The 19208-nt window shown below is 40.4% G+C and carries 19 protein-coding genes and 2 pseudogenes; 9 read left to right on the top strand and 12 right to left on the bottom strand.

Annotated elements, in window-relative coordinates:
- Positions 1-3 precede the first annotated feature (3 nt).
- Positions 4-972 carry a sugar kinase gene (locus PYW30_RS06840; RefSeq protein ID WP_042219752.1) on the top strand — a complete coding sequence of 323 codons (969 nt, stop codon included), beginning with the start codon at positions 4-6 and terminating at the stop codon, positions 970-972.
- Positions 972-1616 carry a bifunctional 4-hydroxy-2-oxoglutarate aldolase/2-dehydro-3-deoxy-phosphogluconate aldolase gene (locus PYW30_RS06835; RefSeq protein WP_023889189.1) on the top strand — a complete coding sequence of 215 codons (645 nt, stop codon included), beginning with the start codon at positions 972-974 and terminating at the stop codon, positions 1614-1616. Before PYW30_RS06840 ends, PYW30_RS06835 begins: the two co-directional genes overlap by 1 nt.
- A gap of 70 nt (positions 1617-1686) precedes the next feature.
- Here PYW30_RS06835 and PYW30_RS06830 read toward each other — a convergent pair whose 3' ends face one another.
- Both PYW30_RS06830 and PYW30_RS10710 read right to left on the bottom strand, forming a co-directional pair.
- The gene (locus PYW30_RS06830) at positions 1687-2211 is read right to left on the bottom strand and encodes a helix-turn-helix transcriptional regulator (protein ID WP_232254553.1); all 525 of its coding nucleotides are present in this window, start codon (positions 2209-2211) and stop codon (positions 1687-1689) included.
- A 150-nt stretch (positions 2212-2361) separates the two neighbouring features.
- Positions 2362-2424: pseudogene (locus PYW30_RS10710) on the bottom strand (hypothetical protein); the annotation flags it as partial.
- Between PYW30_RS10710 and PYW30_RS06825 the strand changes: the two are divergent.
- From PYW30_RS06825 to rhaD, 3 genes are read left to right on the top strand one after another with little or no spacing between them, the layout of a single operon-like run.
- Complete coding sequence (locus PYW30_RS06825) at positions 2425-2685, top strand: FGGY-family carbohydrate kinase (RefSeq protein WP_255204109.1); 261 nt, start codon at positions 2425-2427, stop codon at positions 2683-2685. It begins immediately after the preceding pseudogene.
- Positions 2686-2697: 12 nt separating this feature from the next.
- Complete coding sequence (gene rhaA / locus PYW30_RS06820; RefSeq protein WP_042219764.1) at positions 2698-3954, top strand: L-rhamnose isomerase; 1257 nt, start codon at positions 2698-2700, stop codon at positions 3952-3954.
- A gap of 12 nt (positions 3955-3966) precedes the next feature.
- A complete protein-coding gene (gene rhaD / locus PYW30_RS06815; protein ID WP_096822730.1) occupies positions 3967-4749 on the top strand; it encodes a rhamnulose-1-phosphate aldolase in 783 nt (260 codons plus the stop codon).
- Here rhaD and PYW30_RS06810 read toward each other — a convergent pair.
- Positions 4717-5907, bottom strand: a pseudogene (locus PYW30_RS06810) (IS3 family transposase). The gene rhaD and the pseudogene PYW30_RS06810 sit on opposite strands and share 33 nt — an antisense overlap.
- A gap of 151 nt (positions 5908-6058) precedes the next feature.
- Here PYW30_RS06810 and rhaM point away from each other — a divergent pair.
- Positions 6059-6376 carry an L-rhamnose mutarotase gene (gene rhaM / locus PYW30_RS06805; RefSeq protein WP_023889178.1) on the top strand — a complete coding sequence of 106 codons (318 nt, stop codon included), beginning with the start codon at positions 6059-6061 and terminating at the stop codon, positions 6374-6376.
- Positions 6377-6800: 424 nt separating this feature from the next.
- Here the strand turns inward: rhaM and PYW30_RS06800 are convergent, their stop codons facing one another.
- Genes PYW30_RS06800 through PYW30_RS06765 form a run of 8 tightly spaced genes read right to left on the bottom strand, consistent with a single transcriptional unit; the run spans position 6801 to position 14743 of the window.
- Entirely contained in the window at positions 6801-7451 is a 651-nt protein-coding gene (locus PYW30_RS06800) for a GNAT family N-acetyltransferase (protein WP_023889177.1), read from the bottom strand.
- The gene (locus PYW30_RS06795) at positions 7444-7821 is read right to left on the bottom strand and encodes a PaaI family thioesterase (RefSeq protein WP_023889176.1); all 378 of its coding nucleotides are present in this window, start codon (positions 7819-7821) and stop codon (positions 7444-7446) included. The genes PYW30_RS06800 and PYW30_RS06795 overlap by 8 nt, the downstream gene beginning before the upstream one ends.
- Positions 7818-8921, bottom strand: coding sequence for an o-succinylbenzoate synthase (gene menC, locus PYW30_RS06790; RefSeq protein ID WP_042219729.1), 1104 nt, complete (start codon positions 8919-8921; stop codon positions 7818-7820). Before menC ends, PYW30_RS06795 begins: the two co-directional genes overlap by 4 nt.
- A complete protein-coding gene (gene menE / locus PYW30_RS06785) occupies positions 8911-10263 on the bottom strand; it encodes an o-succinylbenzoate--CoA ligase (RefSeq protein ID WP_042219728.1) in 1353 nt (450 codons plus the stop codon). Before menE ends, menC begins: the two co-directional genes overlap by 11 nt.
- Positions 10264-10266: 3 nt before the next feature.
- On the bottom strand, positions 10267-11109 hold the full coding sequence (gene menB, locus PYW30_RS06780; protein ID WP_019291846.1) for a 1,4-dihydroxy-2-naphthoyl-CoA synthase: 843 nt from the start codon (positions 11107-11109) through the stop codon (positions 10267-10269).
- A 31-nt stretch (positions 11110-11140) separates the two neighbouring features.
- Positions 11141-11968, bottom strand: coding sequence for a 2-succinyl-6-hydroxy-2,4-cyclohexadiene-1-carboxylate synthase (gene menH / locus PYW30_RS06775; protein ID WP_042219725.1), 828 nt, complete (start codon positions 11966-11968; stop codon positions 11141-11143).
- On the bottom strand, positions 11958-13604 hold the full coding sequence (menD, locus tag PYW30_RS06770; protein WP_042219723.1) for a 2-succinyl-5-enolpyruvyl-6-hydroxy-3-cyclohexene-1-carboxylic-acid synthase: 1647 nt from the start codon (positions 13602-13604) through the stop codon (positions 11958-11960). Before menD ends, menH begins: the two co-directional genes overlap by 11 nt.
- Positions 13605-13606: 2 nt before the next feature.
- On the bottom strand, positions 13607-14743 hold the full coding sequence (locus PYW30_RS06765) for an isochorismate synthase (RefSeq protein ID WP_042219720.1): 1137 nt from the start codon (positions 14741-14743) through the stop codon (positions 13607-13609).
- Between the two features lie 79 nt (positions 14744-14822).
- Here PYW30_RS06765 and PYW30_RS06760 point away from each other — a divergent pair, with 79 nt between their 5' ends.
- Genes PYW30_RS06760 through PYW30_RS06750 form a run of 3 tightly spaced genes read left to right on the top strand, consistent with a single transcriptional unit; the run spans position 14823 to position 17600 of the window.
- On the top strand, positions 14823-15392 hold the full coding sequence (locus PYW30_RS06760) for a GNAT family N-acetyltransferase (RefSeq protein WP_042219718.1): 570 nt from the start codon (positions 14823-14825) through the stop codon (positions 15390-15392).
- A complete protein-coding gene (locus PYW30_RS06755) occupies positions 15385-16665 on the top strand; it encodes a DRTGG domain-containing protein (protein WP_042219716.1) in 1281 nt (426 codons plus the stop codon). Before PYW30_RS06760 ends, PYW30_RS06755 begins: the two co-directional genes overlap by 8 nt.
- A gap of 11 nt (positions 16666-16676) precedes the next feature.
- On the top strand, positions 16677-17600 hold the full coding sequence (locus PYW30_RS06750; protein ID WP_042219713.1) for a DHH family phosphoesterase: 924 nt from the start codon (positions 16677-16679) through the stop codon (positions 17598-17600).
- Positions 17601-17889: 289 nt separating this feature from the next.
- On the opposite strand, the gene PYW30_RS06745 is transcribed toward PYW30_RS06750, so the two are convergent.
- Positions 17890-19149: an IS110 family RNA-guided transposase gene (locus PYW30_RS06745; RefSeq protein ID WP_042219922.1), complete on the bottom strand. Its 1260-nt coding sequence runs from the start codon at positions 19147-19149 to the stop codon at positions 17890-17892.
- Positions 19150-19208: the final 59 nt, after the last annotated feature.

Below are 19208 nucleotides of genomic sequence, written 5' to 3'. Positions count from 1 at the left end.
ATTATGCCAAAATTTATAACAATAGGTGAGCCTCTGGTCGTGATGGCCTCACAAGATGTGGATGTTAGCTTAGATGAAGCAGTACATTTTAAGAAATATCTGGCAGGCGCAGAATTTAATGTTGCACTTGGTATAAATCGTCTTGAACACAGTGTCGGCTATATTTCAAAAGTCGGCTCAGATACATTTGGACGTTTTATTGCTGAAGCTGCGCAAGAGGCTGGTCTTGATACGCGTAATTTAATTTATGATGAAAACCTCCTGACAGGCGTTTATCTAAAGCAGTGTGTCAGCAAGGGCGATCCTGCTACATCTTATTTCAGAAAAAATTCAGCCGCTTCTAATTTGAAGTTAGAAGATATCGATATGTCTGCTTTGAAAGATGTTCAAGTGGCACATCTTTCAGGAATATTTGCAGCCCTATCTGACACAGCTCTTCAAACCTTTAAAGCTTTTAATGATAAACTCAATGAAAATAAAGTCTTGACTGTCTTTGATCCTAATCTTCGTCCAGCGCTCTGGAAAAATCAAGAGGAAATGATCTCCACACTTAATGAATTAGCTAAAAAGAGTCAGATTATCCTTCCAGGTATCAATGAAGGAAAGATTCTTATGGGTTCAAGTGACCCAGAAGAAATTGCTGATTTTTATTTAAAGCAAAGTGATTTAACGACAAGCGTTGTGGTGAAGCTAGGATCAGAAGGTGCTTATGTTAAGATAAAATCTGGACAAGCCTATACAGTTCCTGGGTTTAAAGTTACCAATGTAATAGATACAGTGGGCGCAGGAGATGGCTTTGCTGTTGGTTTAGAGTCAGCTTTGCTCGAAGGAAAGAGCTTGAAAGTAGCAGTGCATAGAGCGTGTGCTATTGGGGCTTTGGCAGTTCAAAGTGCAGGGGATAGTGAAGGTTATCCGACACGTCAGGAACTTATGGACTTTTATAAGAGTCGGAATTATCAAGGAGATTTATAATGCAAAGAGCAGAATTATTGGAAAAGGTGATTAAGTCGGGCGTTGTTTCAGTGGTACGCGCAGATAGTGCCGAAGATGCCGTCAAAATAGTAGAAGCAGTTGTAGACGGTGGGATTAAAAGTATTGAGCTGACTTACTCAGTGCCGCGTGCAAATGATGTCATTGCCGATCTTGTGGCAAGATATGCTGATACAGACGTCGTGATTGGTGCGGGTACAGTTTTAGAACCAACTTCAGCACGTTTGGCAATTATTGCCGGTGCTCAATTTATTGTGAGTCCAACTTTTAATAAAGAAGTTGCTAAAATCTGTAACCTATATCAAATCCCTTATATTCCAGGAGTGATGACCCCATTAGAAGCACAGACAGCGATGGAATATGGATCAGAACTCATCAAGCTTTTCCCAGGAGATATTGCAGGAGCTGCGATGATTAAGGACCTCAAAGGCCCATTCCCTTACATCAATGTGATGCCATCTGGTGGTGTTAATGAATCAAATGTGGCAGAGTGGTTTAAAGTCGGAGCGACTGCTGTAAGTGCAGGAGGTGGTGTGACAGCACCGGCCTTAACGGGTGATTTTGCTGCTGTTAAATCAAATGCTGAGAAGTTTATGAGCGCTTATAGATCAGTTCACGAAAAATAATCTCCTAAAGTAAATAATGAAAAATTTTCCCAAAAAAGCTTATATCTGGTGATATAAGCTTTTTGAATTCTTATTTTCTGTAATAGGTGGGAAGATGACCATAATGCTCTTTAAACAAACGGTAGAAGTATGACTTGTTATTTATACCGACTTGCTCACAAATGTCACTAATGGAATCGCTGCTTGTTTGAATGAAAAGAAGTGCTCGTTTCATACGTTCATCGACCAAATGTTCTGTGAAAGTATGGCCAGTCTTTTTCTTGATTAAGTTGGACAGGTAGTTTTTATTATAATGCAGTCGGTTGGCTAACTGCTCCAGTGTAATTTCAAAGTATTCCTCTGAAATGAGTTGAAGTGTTTTTGCAATAATATGATTTTCAGCTCGGTCTTTTTGCGGGTGGTTCAACTCATAAGGTGTATTACCAATAAGTTCCATAAACAAGATGGGTATCATGAATTTCATGATCTCATTTGAGAAATAGCTGCCCGTATAAAACTTATTGATCAATTGATGAATAATAACTTCGACGTTCTCATTACAGCTGGTCTCAAACTTGATGTAGTTTCCCTTAGAATGTGTGGACAACTCATTCATAAGAAAATTGAATAAGGTGTTATTTTCTAGGCCTAAATTATTTATCCAGTTAATATCAAAGGATTTATGAGGAAAGATAATATTAATTAAAATATCATTTTGCCCAAGTGCTTTTATGGAATGACGGCAGTTGGGATCTAGAAGAATGAGGTCGCCCTTATTTAAAATTATTTCTTTACCATTGAGCTTTTGATGACAGCTTCCACTTAGCATATAGTTGGAGGGGGGTCAAATAATTCCCTCCTTAACCAAATCACAGCTAATACTTGCAACCTTACTGTTGAGGCAGGCCCAGGCGAAGCAACTGCTGTAGGGAATTTAATGGTACAGATGATAGCGACAGAAGGCTATAATAATCTTGCAGCTGCGCGTGAAGATATTCGGAATAGTTCTGTACTTAAGCTATTTCAACCGCAACATACTCGAAAAGAGTATGAAGCAGTTGAGAAATATAAAAAAATGACGAGAGGATAAATGGAAAACAAAATGTCAGAAGTAAAAAAACGTTACGAAGAAGCAAAAAAAAGATATGCCGCTATAGGTGTAAATACAGACGAGGCCATAAAGAAGATGGCAGATGTGAAAATTTCGATACATTGTTGGCAGGGAGATGATGTGAAAGGGTTTCTAACGCCTCAAGGAGAACTCACAGGAGGAATCATGTCTACGGGGGACTATCCTGGGGCAGCACATACACCAGATGAACTTCGTCAGGATTTGGAGAAAGCTTACTCTCTCATCCCTGGTAAACACAAGCTTAATCTTCATGCTATTTATCTCGATACAGATGAAGAAGTTGATTTGAATCAAATTGAACCAAAGCATTTTAAAAAATGGGTGGAATGGGCAAAAAAACAAGGTATTGGCCTAGATTTCAATCCTACTCATTTCTCTCATCCAATGATGAAAGATGGTATGACCCTTTCTCATCCCGATAAAGAAGTACGTGATTACTGGATTGAACATGGCAAACGCAGTCGTAAAATTGCGGAATACATGGGGAAAGAAACAGGTCAAACATGTATTAATAATTTCTGGATGCCCGATGGAATGAAAGATAATCCTATAGACCGTTACACACCACGTAAACGCATGATGGAAGCTTTAGATGAAATTTTTGAAGAAAAATTAGACGAAGAATACACAATGGAAGCCGTCGAAAGTAAATTATTTGGACTCGGTGCAGAGGCTTACACTGTAGGCTCGCATGAGTTTTATATGGGCTACGGCCTCACGCGCAATAAGCTTATTTGTCTTGATGCTGGTCATTTTCATCCAACAGAAGTAATTTCAAATAAACTTTCTTCGCTTGCCCTCTTTTCTAAAGGGATTATGCTTCATGTCTCACGGCCCGTGCGTTGGGACTCAGACCACGTTGTTCTTATGGATGATGAACTCCAAGATATCGCAAAAGAGCTTGTTCGCAATGATCTTTTATCTCGCACAAATATCGGCTTAGACTTTTTTGATGCAACGATTAATCGTATTGCGGCTTGGGTTATCGGCACGCGTAATACACAAAAAGCCATGCTCAAAGCCATGCTTGAACCCATTCAAGATTTGAAAGAGATGGAGCTTGAATTTGATTTTACTAAACGTACGGCCTACACAGAAGAGTTGAAAGATTTTCCTTATGCCGATGTCTGGAATTACTTCTGTGAGCAAAATGGTGTACCTGTTGGTTTAGACTGGTTAGAAGAGGTTCGCAATTACGAAGAAGAAGTCTTGATGAAACGTAAATAATAGGAGAGAAAAGTGAAAAAGTTAGATATTTTAACAGCACCTTTTGTGCAAGAAGTAATGAAAACAAGTGCGAATCTTTATCGATTAGGTTGGGATGAACGTAATGGTGGGAATATTTCTTACTTGCTAGATGAGGATTGGATTACCCCTTTTCTAGACGTAGCACAAGTGATACGTGAAATTCCGATAAAGTTTGATGCTAGCAAATTAGCGGGTCGTTATTTTGCCGTGACAGGATCTGGAAAATATTTTAAAAATATTCAAGACTTTCCTGCAGAAAATATGGGAATTATCCGTATATCTGACTCAGGTAATACAGTAGAATTACTCTGGGGACTCGAGAATGATGCTCTTCCTACAAGCGAGTTACCTAGCCATTTCATGAGTCATATTGCACGGCTAGAAGTTGACCCTGAAAACCGGATTATCATGCACAATCATGCGACGCATCTTTTGGCAATGACATTTACACATGAACTGAATGAACGTACTTTTACAAGAACTTTATGGCAGATGTGTACAGAATGTCTAGTTGTTTTTCCTGAAGGTCTATCTATTATCCCGTGGCTTATCCCAGGATCAAATGAAATTGGGGAAGCGACAGCAAGTAAAATGAAAGAAACCCGTCTAGTCGTCTGGCCACAGCATGGTATCTATGGCGCAGGTCGTGATATGGATGAGACATTTGGCTTGATTGAAACGGCAGAAAAGGCTGCACAAGTCTACACCTATGTTCAAGCACAGGGAGGAGTTAGACAGACTCTAGAAGATGAAAATTGGACTAATGTCAAATAATTGGACATAAAATGAGCTATATTTTCTTAAAATATTTTTCTTCCTTCTGATTTGGAGTTAAACCATTGTTGGCAGAATGAGGATTATAGTTGTTGTAGAATTGTTCGATGTATTCAAAGCAAGAGAGTTGAACCTCTTGAATGGTGTGATAAGTTCTTCGATTAATTTCTCTTTGTTTAAGGTACTTGAAAAAGACCTCAGTTACGGCATTATCATAAGGATACCCAGGTTTAGAGTAAGAAGCAAGTAACTGATGCTCATCTAATATTTTTCTAAAGGAAGCTGATTTAAATTGACTCCCTTGATCTGAATGAAAAATAATTGGTTCCTTAGGTTTTCTCTTATTTATAGCCATCTCTAGGGTGTCACAAGCAAGTTTAGCATCAATCTTATCACTTACTTTCCAAGCGATGCATTTTCTAGAGTAGAGGTCAAGAATGGCGCAGAGATAAACGTGACGCTTAGGTCCTATAGAAATATAAGTGAAATCAGTTGTCCAAACTTGATTCGGGGACTTCGGATTAAATTCTTGTTTAAGGAGATTATCAGAAGAAAATGCAGGAGAGTGTTTTGATTTAACCCGAGGTTTAATGGTCGACATTTTAGGGAGTGTCATAGACTTGAGAAGTCGTAAGATACGGCCTTCAGAAATATTAACGCCATAATCACGCAGAAGAATGATTTTAAAAGCTCTCGTTCCAATTCTTTTCTTAGCTTTCATATAAATCTCAAGGAGTAATTTTCTCAAGCGTTGATTTTCTATTTCACGCTTCGAAGGCTTCTTGTTAATGAAGTTATAGTAGGTGGAACGATTGACATGTAAAACACGACAGAGCATAACTGTCGTGTGTTCAAATCGGAGTCTATAGACTGCTTTTAATCTCACTTGGAGTTTTGCATGAATATGGCACTCGCTTTTTTTAAGATCAGATTTTCTTCCTCAAGTTGTGCATTCCTTTTTTGTAATTCTTGAATCTGTTTGGCAGTCAACACCGTATTATCTTCAAGACGAACTTGAGAGTACTGCTTAATCCATTTTGCAAGAGCAGAGACGGAGACGCCATAGTCTCTACAGAGTTCGGATTGAGTTTTACCTGTTTGATAGAGGTTGACGAGAGATTGTTTGAATTCCTCGTCGTAACGTTTAAAGCCTGACATAAAAGTCCTTTCATTTTTGTGTCTTCTTAGACAGATTATAACACACATATTTGTGTCTACTTTTATAGTATAGCTCCAAATCTTCAACGTCTTGCAGATGCTTTTGGTGTAACCCCACATGAAGGGTATTTAGATATTTAAGAGGAATAGAATGATAAAAAAAGCGGTGAAAATGCAACTTTTAAAAGGATGTGAAAAAGAATATCAAAAGAGGCATGATGAAATTTGGCCGGAGATGGTTGAGATGTTAAAAATTCACGGCGTAATTTCTTATTCAATTTTTCTTGATCCTTCTACATGTGCATTATATGCTTATTTAGAAATTGAGGATGAAGAGAGATGGTTGAAAACTTCAAAAACAGTAGTGAATAAAAAATGGTGGGATTTTATGTCTGATATTATGGATACAAACTATGATAATAGCCCTTCATCTGTTGAGCTACTAAAAATTTTTGAGTTAGAACATTGAAAATAAAGTTTAATTATCTCTATCATTGTATTTCAAAATATTCTATAGACCATAAACGAATCAAAATTTTGACAACTTATGAAATGATTTTTATTAATTTTTTTGAAAAAAGTACATTAAAACTCATATAATATTATATGAGTTTTAATGTATCTTAGAATGAGTTTCTTTCTGTTTTATAATATTATAATAGAGAAATTATATTATTTAATATCAACGCTTGAAATAAAATACGGTACTCTTTAGTTTATCCAAATATTAAATTAGAAGTTCTATTTTCAAGTCAATATGATGCACATTGATACAGTGAAACAATTTGACTCAAAATATAATTTCTTATCTTGACTAATACAACGTACTAGAATACCTAAAACTTAAGAAGAATATATTATTATAACTTTTACTAATAAGATTATCAAACGGATCAACTCACTCGCCCCGCATAAACATAATATTCCTCAACATCCTCCTCGGAAACTTCCCCATCATTACTCCAGGAGAAGCGCCGTGATGCGATTCTTTTTAAGCCTTTTTTCTCGTAAAAAGGATAATTTGAATAGCTGTCTGTCAGGAGGAAGAAGGTTTTTGCCTTATTTTCCTTCAAGTAATCAAGGAAAAGTTGATAGAGTTTGCTGCCAAGACCTAAGCCTTTATAGTGCTCATTTAAGATTAAAAGGTTTAAGGCAGCATCAAATGTTTGCTTGTTTTGCTGTATGAGTTCCTCATTGAGCTTTAGGGTTTCCAAGTAAAAGTCAAAAACGGTTTCGGGTTTCCCTTGGTTGATTATTAAACTCAGAGCTTCAAGTTGGCGGTACCTTATCCGACTTTTAGGAAGCAGATCAGGAGTGAGGGCGGCAGCGACAATACCGATAATTTTTCCTTTATCTTTAGCGACAAAAATCTTTGTAGAGGTCAAGAGGATTGTTTCAAGAAAAAAGTCAGCCATAGGCAAGACATGTTCTTGTTTATTCCACTCTTGATAAGCCCACGTGTCAATAATCAATTGATTGATATCCGCAAGTTCGGCTTCATTTATATCCACCAATTCTGTAAATACTAAGTTGTCTTTATCCATATCTTTTTTCCACAATAGCGTTCGTTACGGTGACTTGTGCCACTAAAATCTCTTGCGCATCTGTAAACTTCATCTCCCAAACATGGGTGCGCCCACCTTTGTGCAGAAGAAGTCCCTGCGCAAAGAGCATTCCAGCTGCTTTAGTTGGGTTCAAATGATTGCCATTGACCGCTTGGCCGACAGCAAAATGTTTATCGTCAAGCAAGAGATTACTTGCCATACCAGCAGCAACCTCAGCAAAGGCCAGCGTTGCGCCACCATTTAAGAAACCTTGAGGTTGCGCGTGAAAGGCCTCTAAGGGCATTTGAGCAGTAAAACCTGTTGGGGTTAAAGTTAGCTTTTGAATACCCAGTTGTTCAATCAAAGTCATGTAAAAATCTCCTTTTTCACAGTGTAATGCTCAAGTGCTGTCTGATTGATAGCCACACCCAAGCCCTTGCCACGTGGTCTCTTCATCTTGCCTTCAATAAATTTAATCTCTGGCAAGATCAAATCTTCAGGAAAATAATAGGACGAATCTGATAAATCCCCGGGCATGGCATTGTCGCTTAAAGTGGCCAGTTGTGTATGCAATATCTTGGAAATACCACTTTCGACCATGCTGCCAATCCAGAAAGAGATGTTATTTTTCCGGCAAAAGGCGATGGCTTCTTTTGTTTGATAAAGTCCACCTAAGCGGCCAATTTTGATATTGTGCATGGTCTTTCCCTTAAGTTGAGAAAGGGCCTGTAAATCACTCCAACTTTGGATATTTTCGTCAAAACAGAGAGGTGTTGAAAGCTGCGGAAGAATGTTTTTATAGTCTTCGAGAGTATCGGTAGCAAAAGGTTCCTCAATGCAGACAAGACCAAATTGATCGAGCTTTGTCAATGCTTCAATATTTTCAAGCGTATAAGAACGGTTGGCATCAACAGCCCATTGGAGGTGAGGATAATGCTTGACGGCGTATTGGACGCGCTCAAAACCATCTGCGGGTTTAATTTTAAGCTTTATTCTTTCCACACCTTGAGCGACTAATTCATCGATTTTTCTAGGAAGCTGTTCAAAAGGAACATCTCCCAAGACGGCACCACGGGATAAAGTGTCTGCTAAGGGCTCAGGAAAAAGGGCAGCGATTGTATTTTCATCCTTGGATTTGTAATAAAGATCCACCAAGGCATTTTCCAAACCTGCCATTGCCATCGGCAAGGGCTGCTCAAAAAATTGGTGAATGTCAAAGGGATGTGTAAAGTGTGTCGTCATTACTTTTGGAATGTAAGTCTGCGCTAAGGATTTCCATGAGCTTTCAAAAGTTTCTTGCGTGTAGAAAGGTGTAGTAAAGCTTACGCATTCGCCATATCCACGCTGGCCGTTTTCGTCTTCAGCAATGATAATGATGGTGTCCCGCAGTTTCAGCTCACCTTTGGCTGTCTTGAAGTTAAACTTCATCGGGAGTTGGACGTGATTCAAACTGATAGATTTAAGCTTCATTTTTTAAATTTTTCCTAAGGATTTTGCCTGAGGCATTTTTGGGGAGGGCGTTCATTTTGATAATCTGGCGCGGAAGTTTATACTTGGCCAGACGCTGGCTCAAAAAGTTTGTAATTTCTTGGGCATCAGGCCTACCTGCGTAGAAAAGAAGTGGCACTTGGCCCCAAGTTTCATCTTCTTGTGGGACAAGCGCACATTCGACAACACCCTCTAAGCTATAGAGTAAATCCTCAATCTCTTTGGGATAAATATTTTCTCCGCCTGAGATGATGATGTCTTTACGGCGATTGAGAATGTAAAGGAAATTGTCTTCATCAAGATAGCCAATATCACCTGTGTTGAAAAGTTGAATATCCTCTTGATTAAGATAGCCTTTCATGAGCATTGGCGATTTTAGATGTATTTCGCCCGCCTGAGTGGTATCAGGATTTAAAATTTCAATCTCTACGCCAGGAAGTGCTTGACCGACAGAAGTCAGCTTGTCCGGATGTTCCAAAATGTTGAAGGTGACAGATTGGGAAAAAGTTTCAGTCATCCCGTAAGTCTTGTAGACAGGTAAGCCTTGTGCAAAACATGCCTGTATCAAAGGTTGCGGAATAAATTCGCCCCCTAATAAGAGGACACGTAAACTTTCGGCAGCAATTTTATCATGAACACGTTTAAGCATGGTCGGTACCATAGAAACCATATTTACCGAGCTGTTATTCATTAGTTTGATCAACTCTTCCTCATCGAAAGAAGCACGTATGGTGGCCTGAGTGGCATTATAGAGACTGCGCATGATAATGGAGAGACCACTGACATGAAACATGGGGAGGACCACAAGCCAGTTGTCCTCGGGAAGGACGCCCATGGTTGCTGCAGAAGCAGCAACATGTGCCGTAAGCATTTTCCAAGTGATAGGCACAGATTTGAACTTTCCAGTTGTTGCACTGGTGTTCATAATCACAGCAATTTTCTCTGGCGCTGGCTGCCAATTGAGCACAGCTGTACGGGTTTCTAAAGAATGGATGTCAGAAAAAGACAAGTCTGCCGGGTAGGTTTGCTGATCCGAAGCAATCAGCAGTGCCACATCGAGTTCAGTCAGTTGCTCTTGGATTTCATTGGCTGTAAGATGCGTATTGAGCAGGAGGACTTCCTTATCCAAAGCCAATAGCGCAAAGAGCACAATGGCCATTTCTGGCGAATTTTCTGAAAGAAGAGCTAGGCGGTTGTGCCTAGCTGTTTCTTTGTTTAAATGTTGGGCTGTCTGAACAGTTTTATCGTAGACTTCTTTAAAAGTCAGCTGATTTAAGAAAAGTTTATTTGGCGATTTTTCAGCCTGTTCTTTTAACCATTTCATGGCTTATGGGAATTTAGGAAATTGGTCAAAGTCAGGTTTGCGTTTTTCTTTGAAAGCATCGCGCCCTTCCTTGGCTTCGTCACTGAGGTAGTACATGAGCGTTGCATCACCAGCAAATTGTTGCAAGCCAGCAAGTCCATCAGTTGCCGCATTCATTGAGCCTTTAAGCATACGAAGTGCCATTGGTGACAAGGCAAGCATTTCTTCGGCCCATTTAACTGTTTCCTCTTCAAGTTGATCAAAAGGTACCACAGTGTTTACCATGCCCATATCCATTGCTTCTTGCGCAGTATATTGACGGCAGAGGAACCAGATTTCACGTGCTTTCTTTTGGCCAACCATAGCAGCCAAGAGGCCTGCACCATAACCGGCATCAAAAGAACCTACACGTGGTCCTGTTTGACCAAACTTAGCATTTTCAGAAGCAATCGTTAAATCACAAACGATGTGGAGAACGTGTCCGCCACCGATAGCAAAACCATTGACCATCGCAATAACAGGTTTTGGTGTGATACGGATCAAGTGTTGCAAGTCTAAAACGTTAAGACGAGGAATTTGATCTTCACCAACATAACCACCGTCTCCACGTACTTTTTGGTCGCCGCCAGAACAGAAAGCTTCCTTGTCTTCGCCTTGACCATGATTAGCACCTGTCAAAACAATGACACCAATCGAAGTGTCGTCACGCGCTACAGTAAAGGCATCAATAAGTTCCACCACTGTTTTAGGGCGAAATGCATTACGTACTTCAGGACGATTGATCGTAATTTTTGCAATACCGTTATAAGTTTCGTAAATGACATCTTCGTACTTGCGGTCTAAAGCAAGCCAGTTATATTTTGACATAGTTTGTCTCCTTTTTTTGTTTATTTATTCATTATAGCATGGCTGAGTCATGCAAATGTGTCTTTAAGATTAAATTAAAATGCTGCGGCAGTTCAAGATGCACATTATGCCCTGCGTCTTCCACAATCAGGCTTTGCGATTTTGAATAAGTACCGATTTGTTCAGCAATTTGTTTATATTTTTGATCCAGAGCACCCGTGATATAAAGGAGTGGCAGCTTTAAATCTTGGAGTTTCTCTGAGATGTCTGGAAGCTTTCCTTGCCCTGTAGCACGTAAAGTTTGGGCCAGAGCATGAGGCGCATTTTGTGCGCGGCTGGACCAGATTTTATGTTGCTCTTCCTGAGGAAGGTTTTGCTGACTTTGGAAGATTGGGAGCGCCCCCCAATAATTGGCGAACCAGACAGCACCATTTTTCTCGATGTGTTCAGCCAAGCGAAGATCAGCTTGTAGACGTTTTTCACGTTGTTTAATGTCAGCTATGCCAGGGGCAGCGGATTCGATAATGAGTTGTTCGATGGGCTGCTCGGGAAAGTTGAGTGCAAATTGCAGTGCAATCCGACCGCCCATGGAATAACCCAGTAAGCTATAACTTTTTTCTTGAAAGAGGCTTTGTATGATTTGCCTAAGCTGTTCACAAATGCTTTCCAAAGTGTAAGGCTCAAGTTGTTCCGGTTTGCTAGACTTTCCATGTCCCACAAGATCTAAAGCAAAGATTTGGTAGCCAGGTATATCTAAATTTTCCCAAGTCGCAGCAGACTGGCTAAAACCATGTAAGGCTAAAACTGGCTCGCCCTGACCGTGTATCCTGACATGAAAGTGAAGTAAATCAATCTGGATGTATTTATCTTCAAATAGCATAAGTCGTATATTTTTTGTGCAAGTCTAAGCTCACGTCCTTGTCCGTTTTAATTTCCAACAGATGAATACCTTTTCGAGTAAAGCTTTGACTGAATTGTTTTTCAAAGTCTTGATAATCTTCCACGAGATGATAATCCAAGCCCACCAACTGGGCTAAACCACCAAAATCCAAACCGTGTGGCGTTGAGAACAGATAGTCAAAATGCGGTTGCCCCTTTTGTGCCAGATGGTGGAAAATTCCGCCACCATCATTGTTGAAAAGGACGATGGTTAAGTTGAGCTGATGCGTTTTACCTACGATTAAGCCATTGATATCGTGAAGCATGGAGAGATCACCGGTCAAGAGGACCGTTGGCTGTCCGCCTGTAGCGATACCTAAGGCAGTTGATTCTTGTCCGTCAATACCATTCGTGCCACGATTCCCTAAAAGACGAACATTGGCTTTGCGACTGCGCCAAAAGTAATCCACATCGCGTATGGCCATTGAGTTAGAAATAAGAAGTTGTGCATGCTCAGGGAGCATGTTTTGCAGACTTTGAACATAACGCCCTTCAAAAGGTGCAGTCTCATCTTTAACTGTATCGAGTTTTTGGCGCATGATATGCTGATAGTTTTGCCACTGCTTGAGTGCTGTTTTACCAGCAGTTGAAGGTTGAGCTGCTGCGCAAAAAAGTGCCACATCAGCTTGGATAACCTGTGTCGTAGTTTGACTCGGGTTGCGGTATTCAAGCGCCGGATCGACTTGGATATATTCTGCCTGAGAATTGTGAGCAATTAATTGTAAAACGCGTTTCGATACAGGGATTTGACCAAACTGAAGGAAACAGTCAACTTTAAGTGTGCTGAGGATCTCTGGCTGTGTGAGAAAAGCGTCATAAGCATCAATAATATTGGGATGACTAAAATTACGCAAATTAGACAAAGGATCCGCTAAAATAGGTGCCTGAATCTTTTCTGAAAGGTCTAAAAGTGCTTTTTGATAATCCGAGTTACTATCGGGTCCTGCGAGAATGAGCACATTGCCACTTAACTCAGGAACAAACTGCGGCTGCATTTTCCCTTGACTGAGAGAGAAAGGCGCGCGGCCTTTTTGGTAATGTTCCGAGTTCAGTTCTGGAATCAAAGGCTCACTGATAGGCACATTTATTTGCACGGCAGCAGCAGGAGTATGAGTAGATGCCATATAGGCACGTTGTGCGACCTTACGTGGATAAGTCCAGAAATTATGAGCATTGGGGTGAGCTAACTCTTCATAATGGTTAACAAATTTACCAAAGTAATCCGCCTGGTTCACGGTTTGTGCAGCGCCCACAAATTGCAAGTCATTGGGCCGATCCGCGGTCAAAATAATGAGAGGGACACGACTGTGTTTCGCTTCAGTAATGGCGGGGAGATAGTGAGCAGCAGCAGAACCAGAAGTACAGATAAGAACCACTGGACGTTGTTGAGCTTTCGCTATACCAAGGGCAAAAAAGGCAGCTGAGCGTTCATCAATGTTGACGTAAGTGTCATATTTGCCGTACTCTTCAAAAAGCATGGCAAGAGCAGTTGAACGTGACCCCGGGCTAAATACAGCTTCACGTACGCCTAGATTGAAAAATTCATCAACAAGTGGTGCTAAATATTCATTGTTCATTTTTAAAGTGCCTCGAGTATTGTTTTTAATTTTATCTTTGTTTCATCAAATTCGGCTTGACAGTCTGAAGCGGAAACAATGCCACAACCGGCATAAGCGTAGCAGGTTTTACCATCAAATAGTGCGGAACGAATAGCAACAATGAGGGTTCCATCTCCTTGAGCATCGATCAACCCTAAAGGTGCCGCATAAAGTCCGCGTTCGTGTTTTTCATTGACACGGAGGAAATCCAGTGCCGCTTTACTAGGCTGTCCGCCCAGTGCGGGTGTAGGATGAAGGTGCTTGGCCCAGTCGATTAGAGAATTGGAGGTGTCAATCGTCGATAAGAGTGTACGAAGATGATACACATTCTTCAGAGCCATTATCCCCGTTTCTCCTATCTGAACTTGGGGTGATTTCTCCAACATCTTGTTCTTAATCTTTTGGACAACAATCTGGTGTTCATGAAGATTTTTAGGGTCTTTAAGTAAGCGGGTATCGCCCTGAGCGAGGGAGCGTGGAAAGGTTCCAGCTAAAGCATAGCTCAGGATATGATTACCTTCTTTCTGAACCAAAATTTCAGGTGAAGCACCAAGAAAGGTTTTGCCAGACTTATGGTAAGCAAAAATAAATGCTGCAGGGTTATTTTCTATCAGTCGCTCAAGGACTGGCTCAATCTTAAAAGTCTGCTCACTCGTAAATTTAATTTGACGAGAAGCGACGATCTTGATTGTTTTGCCACGCGCAATATTCTCCTGTAACTTTTGGTAAAGACTTTGCCACTCTTGATAATCCGAAGCTTCTTCTGTATAGCTGTGGGACAGTTTACTTCCTTTTTCGTCCCTAATTTCTGGAAGAGATTCACAGGACAAGGCATAAGACTCTGTAGGTGTTTGCACAAAGTAATGCTTAAAAGCGACAATCTCGTTTCCAAAATCTTGCCATAGCTCATCCTTTACTTCATCAAAAAAACTTTGGCTATAGAAAACGTAAGGATAGTTTGCGATATCTTGTTCTTGCACAGCTTGCAAGCGTTGACTGGCAATGATCAACGTTTGCTTTTGGCTATCGTACCAAAAAAAACGCTCACTAGGGTCAGGGAAAGCAGACCAAAAGGCAAGCGGGTGCTCTAATTTGAGATTTATCCGTCTATAATTCATAGTAATGAAATTATATCACAGATAGTAGAAGTAACGTGATATAATAGGCTTATTAAAAATCAGAATCTGGAACAGTGAAATGAACATCAATGTAAAACTTGCAGAACATCAAAAGATTGAAACCAGCAGACTTTGGCTTCGTCCTTTTGTCATGTCTGACGCAGCAGACATGTTTGAGTACAGCTCTGATTCAAGCAATCTTCGATTTGTCTTTAATCCCCATCCGAATCTCACACATACCAGATTTGTCATTGCAAATCATTTCATGAAAGAGCCTTTAGGTAAATGGGCAATCGAACTAAAAGCAGAGCAAAAAATGATTGGTTTGATTCAGTTTTCAAAGCTAATTGAGCAAAAAGGCACAGCAGAGTTATCCTACGTGCTTCACAAAAAATATTGGAATCAAGGCCTGATGACAGAGGCGCTTGCTTCCTTAACTGAAGTTGGTCTTAGAAAGATTGGGCTGAAACAACTTGTGCTTCATTGTGATCGGGAAAATTTCAGCTCGATACAGGTGGCTCAAAAAGTGGGCTATAAGCGCATTGGCCGTTTTAAAGGCAGTACACAATATAATAAGGGGCGCATCTCTGTTTTCGAGGAGTATGTCATCAAAAAAGGAAATCAAGTCTTAGGAGTATCTCATGTCTAAACACGAAGAAATTCTTACTTATATAGAAAAACTTGACATTGGCAAGCAAGTCAGTGTCCGTAGTATCGCTAATCGCTTGAAGGTGGCAGATGGCACAGCTTATCGTGCCATTAAAGAAGCAGAAAATCGAGGGTTGGTTGCGGTTAATGACCGATCAGGTACTGTTCGAGTATCAGTGAAAGGACAGAAACGTAACCATAAGTTGACTTTTGGAAAAATTGCTGAAATTGCCAGTGCAGAGATCTTGGGGGGACATGCTGGACTTGAGGTTGAATTTAGTCGATTTTCCATCGGTGCCATGCAGCCGGAAAGTGTGAAAAAGTTTTTAATGAAAAACAGTTTGATGATTGTAGGTGACCGTAAGGATATTCAGAGTATGGCCCTGCATGGTCAAAGTGCTGTGCTCGTTACAGGTGGTTTCGATGTTGATCAGGATGTTATTGATTATGCAAATGAGATGGGGATTCCGCTCATGCGTGCGACATACGACACCTTTACAGTTGCAAATCGTATTAGCCACGCCTTAGCAAATGAATTGATAAAGAAAGATATCATCACAGTAGCTGAAATTTCCCACGACCACCGCCCTGCATTACGTGAAGAAGATACGGTAAAAGACTTCATGGAACTGATGAAGCGGACAAATTTAAGTCGTTTTGTAGTAGTCAATCCACATCGCGTGGTGGTTGGCGTTGTCAGTATGCGCGATATTGCCCATAAAAGTCTGGACACGCAGATAAACAAACTGATGAACTATCCCGCTGTTGCCAAGCAAAAAATGACGGTTGCAAGCATTTCTCAAAAAATGATTCATGAAGGTTACGACATCATGCCGATCGTGAATAAGGACTATACCTATGCTGGGGTGGTGACCAAGTCTGAAGTGCTAGAAAGTCTTCAAAGAAGTCAAGAAGAAAGCCAAGTGACACATACCTTTAGTGAAGATATGTCCAGTAAGATCAGTGAAAAAGGTTCTGCTTATACCGTCATGGTTGAGCCGCTCATGGTCAACAATGTCGGAAATATTTCCAGTGCTGCCTTGAGTGAAATCGTGGCCATCGTGGTTCAAAGAACGCTTGACAAAAGACGGCGCAGAAATGTTATCCTAGAGTCAATGAATCTCAACGTGATGGGCACGGTCGCGATTGATAATCTCTTGGAAATTTATCCCAAAGTCATCAACGAGACACGTTTAGGCGCGGTTGTAGATATAGAAATTTATTATGTCATCAATATCATCGCCAAAGCAGTTGTAAATCTACAAATTACATAAGGAAAGAAGTTATGAAAGAAATACTTACAAAAATCAAAGAATACGATACCATCCTCATTCATCGTCATAAAAATCCCGATCCAGATGCGCTAGGTTCTCAGTGTGGTTTGCGTGCGATCCTGAGAGCGAATTTTCCGGAAAAGAAAATCTATGCTGTAGGGTATGATGAACCAACGCTTACTTATTTGGCAGAGATGGATCAAGTGGAGCTGGAGCCGGGGACAAACTATCTTAGTATCGTCTGTGATACAGCAAATACACCACGGATTGATGATGACAGATGGATGCAGGCAGATTATGTGATTAAAATAGACCATCATCCAAATGATGATGCTTACGGAGACTTACGTCTGGTTGAGCCAGACCGGAGTTCGGCTTCGGAGATTATCACAGATTTCGCATTGAATCATGATTTAGCTTTGAATGAAGAAGCCGCGCGACTCCTTTATGGCGGAATTGTTGGTGATACGGGACGTTTCCTTTATCCAGCAACCTCAGCACAAACCCTTTATCTGGCAAGTAAGCTTGCGGAATTTGACTTTGACCGTCCAGCTTTAGGGCGAGAAATGACCTCGTTTGATATGAAGGTCGCACGTTTGCAAGGCTATGTTTACGAAAATCTTGAAATTTCCGAAAATGGTGCAGGACGTGTGCTTTTAAGTAAAGAAGTCTTGGAAAGATTTAATTTACGAGATTCCGAAACTTCAAGTATCGTAGGGACACCAGGAAGTATTCGCGATGTAAAATCATGGGCGATTTTCGTTGAACAAGCAGACGGACACTATCGCGTACGGATGCGTTCAAAAACCGTACCCATCAATGAAATTGCTAAAAAGCACGATGGAGGCGGACACGCTTTAGCTTCCGGCGCCAACTCATATTCTTTGGAAGAAAACGAACAAATCTGGCAGGAGTTGCAAGATAATTTGGGATAGAAAGTAGTAGAAGTACTTTGTTAAAAACTTTTATAAAAAAACAGCTGAAGGAAAAGGCTCCTTCAGCTGTTTTATTTTGAGCACAAATTTCAAAAAATAGTTAACTGGTTGACATAATAAAAAGAATGAGATATACTTAACCAGTAAACTAAAAAATAAGTCTAGTGGTATTAAGTCAAATGATAAGTTGCTAGATTCTGAGTAAAAATCTTGAAAAAAGACAGCACGAAAGAATCTAGTAAAATTTGGCAAATTTTACTAGGCTAGACAAGGAATTGTGCAGATAAAACTAATTATCTTCCATAAACCTCCTTGGTGGCGTATAGAGTTGGTGGTTGCGTAGTAGCACATCCACCAGACGCACAAGTTTTCTTGCGGTTAAAACGACGGCTCTTTTGTGTTTATGTTTGGGGACTTCATCTTTCTTTTTCTTGTAAAACTCTGCGTATTCCACGTTATGTCTTCGTACAGAGTTGGCGGCTTCAACTAAGTAATAGCGAAGATAACGATTGCCTCGTTTTGCAAGAGAAGTATTTTGAGATGAGGTATTGCCAGATTGTGTTTCTTTCCAATTCAAGCCAGCATATTTAGCGACTTGAGGATGGTCTTTAAAGCGTTCAATCTGTCCTATTTCAGCGATAATTCCTGCAGCGAATACCTTTCCAATACCAGGTACACTGGTCAAACATTGGTATTCAGGGATAATTTCTACCATGTCTTCAATGGCTCGATCAATTTCTTTAATCATCTTCTCTAAACTCCGTATTTCGCGAGCAAGGAGACTGAGTACAATATTGACAGAATCTTGTTGGACGAGTGATAAGCGGTAACTTCCTTTTATGGCAGCTTTTATTGCTTTTGCAAGTTTCTCAGGAGCTTTGAAGCGACCTCGCCCGAGTTTCTGGATGAGTTCCGTGAAATCTTCAAGAGGAGTATTTGCGAGTTCATCTAGCGTGTAATCTTCGGTCATGAGTGTCATAATTGTGGCAGACCAAACAGAGGTACTCAATTCTTCATTCTTTAATTCCGCAGAGAGCGTATTGCACTTGTAGTAGATGTTTTCAATGAAGTGTTGTTTTGTACGTACTAATTGTTCCACGAGCTGAAGTCGAGTTCTTGTGAGATGTTGTAGTGCCAGATACTTTTCTTCTTTAAGATAAGATCTTGTAAAGCGTTCAATGCGGAAGTAATCCGCGATGTAGAAAGCATCAAGGGTATCATTCTTGTTTTCTTCGAATGCCTCACGATATTTCTTTATTTTGGCTGGTTGTTCCACCATGACCTCGACTCCGAGCTGCTTTAACTCCGAGTCTTCGTGGAAGAACATTGCAGGATGAAAACTGTAGAGGGATGTGGCTTCCATGCCAATGACGACTCTATTAAATTCATACTTTTCGTTAAGTGAGAGTACTTGTTCTTTGATTTCAGAAGCACCAATCATATCATTGGTAAGTGAAGCAGCGTACAAGACTCCAAGTTCCGTGTCATTTGACATGATGCACACATCGAGTTTGGTAGAGCTGACGTCTAAACCGACAAAACATTTCATTTGGAAGGACCTCCTTTCATTTGATTAGGAAACTATACTTGACTACTGAGAGATTCCCC

The sequence above is a fragment of the Lactococcus garvieae subsp. garvieae genome (assembly GCF_029024465.1).
GTDB classification, from domain to species: domain Bacteria; phylum Bacillota; class Bacilli; order Lactobacillales; family Streptococcaceae; genus Lactococcus; species Lactococcus garvieae.
Note: the sequence above shows the minus strand (reverse complement) of the source record. Positions and strands in the feature narration are given on the sequence as shown.

What these genes read in the sequence shown, in the direction of transcription:
- menC (WP_042219729.1), bottom strand. Translation starts at nt 8,921, where the DNA reads ATGAAGCTTAAATCTATCAGTTTGAATCACGTCCAACTCCCGATGAAG.
- PYW30_RS06755 (WP_042219716.1), top strand. Translation starts at nt 15,385, where the DNA reads ATGTCTAAACACGAAGAAATTCTTACTTATATAGAAAAACTTGACATT.
- PYW30_RS06830 (WP_232254553.1), bottom strand. Translation starts at nt 2,211, where the DNA reads ATGAATGAGTTGTCCACACATTCTAAGGGAAACTACATCAAGTTTGAG.
- PYW30_RS06745 (WP_042219922.1), bottom strand. Translation starts at nt 19,149, where the DNA reads ATGAAATGTTTTGTCGGTTTAGACGTCAGCTCTACCAAACTCGATGTG.
- rhaA (WP_042219764.1), top strand. Translation starts at nt 2,698, where the DNA reads ATGTCAGAAGTAAAAAAACGTTACGAAGAAGCAAAAAAAAGATATGCC.
- menD (WP_042219723.1), bottom strand. Translation starts at nt 13,604, where the DNA reads ATGAACAATGAATATTTAGCACCACTTGTTGATGAATTTTTCAATCTA.
- PYW30_RS06835 (WP_023889189.1), top strand. Translation starts at nt 972, where the DNA reads ATGCAAAGAGCAGAATTATTGGAAAAGGTGATTAAGTCGGGCGTTGTT.
- menB (WP_019291846.1), bottom strand. Translation starts at nt 11,109, where the DNA reads ATGTCAAAATATAACTGGCTTGCTTTAGACCGCAAGTACGAAGATGTC.
- PYW30_RS06840 (WP_042219752.1), top strand. Translation starts at nt 4, where the DNA reads ATGCCAAAATTTATAACAATAGGTGAGCCTCTGGTCGTGATGGCCTCA.
- PYW30_RS06760 (WP_042219718.1), top strand. Translation starts at nt 14,823, where the DNA reads ATGAACATCAATGTAAAACTTGCAGAACATCAAAAGATTGAAACCAGC.
- rhaM (WP_023889178.1), top strand. Translation starts at nt 6,059, where the DNA reads ATGATAAAAAAAGCGGTGAAAATGCAACTTTTAAAAGGATGTGAAAAA.
- menH (WP_042219725.1), bottom strand. Translation starts at nt 11,968, where the DNA reads ATGCTATTTGAAGATAAATACATCCAGATTGATTTACTTCACTTTCAT.
- PYW30_RS06800 (WP_023889177.1), bottom strand. Translation starts at nt 7,451, where the DNA reads ATGGATAAAGACAACTTAGTATTTACAGAATTGGTGGATATAAATGAA.
- PYW30_RS06750 (WP_042219713.1), top strand. Translation starts at nt 16,677, where the DNA reads ATGAAAGAAATACTTACAAAAATCAAAGAATACGATACCATCCTCATT.
- PYW30_RS06795 (WP_023889176.1), bottom strand. Translation starts at nt 7,821, where the DNA reads ATGACTTTGATTGAACAACTGGGTATTCAAAAGCTAACTTTAACCCCA.
- menE (WP_042219728.1), bottom strand. Translation starts at nt 10,263, where the DNA reads ATGAAATGGTTAAAAGAACAGGCTGAAAAATCGCCAAATAAACTTTTC.
- PYW30_RS06765 (WP_042219720.1), bottom strand. Translation starts at nt 14,743, where the DNA reads ATGAATTATAGACGGATAAATCTCAAATTAGAGCACCCGCTTGCCTTT.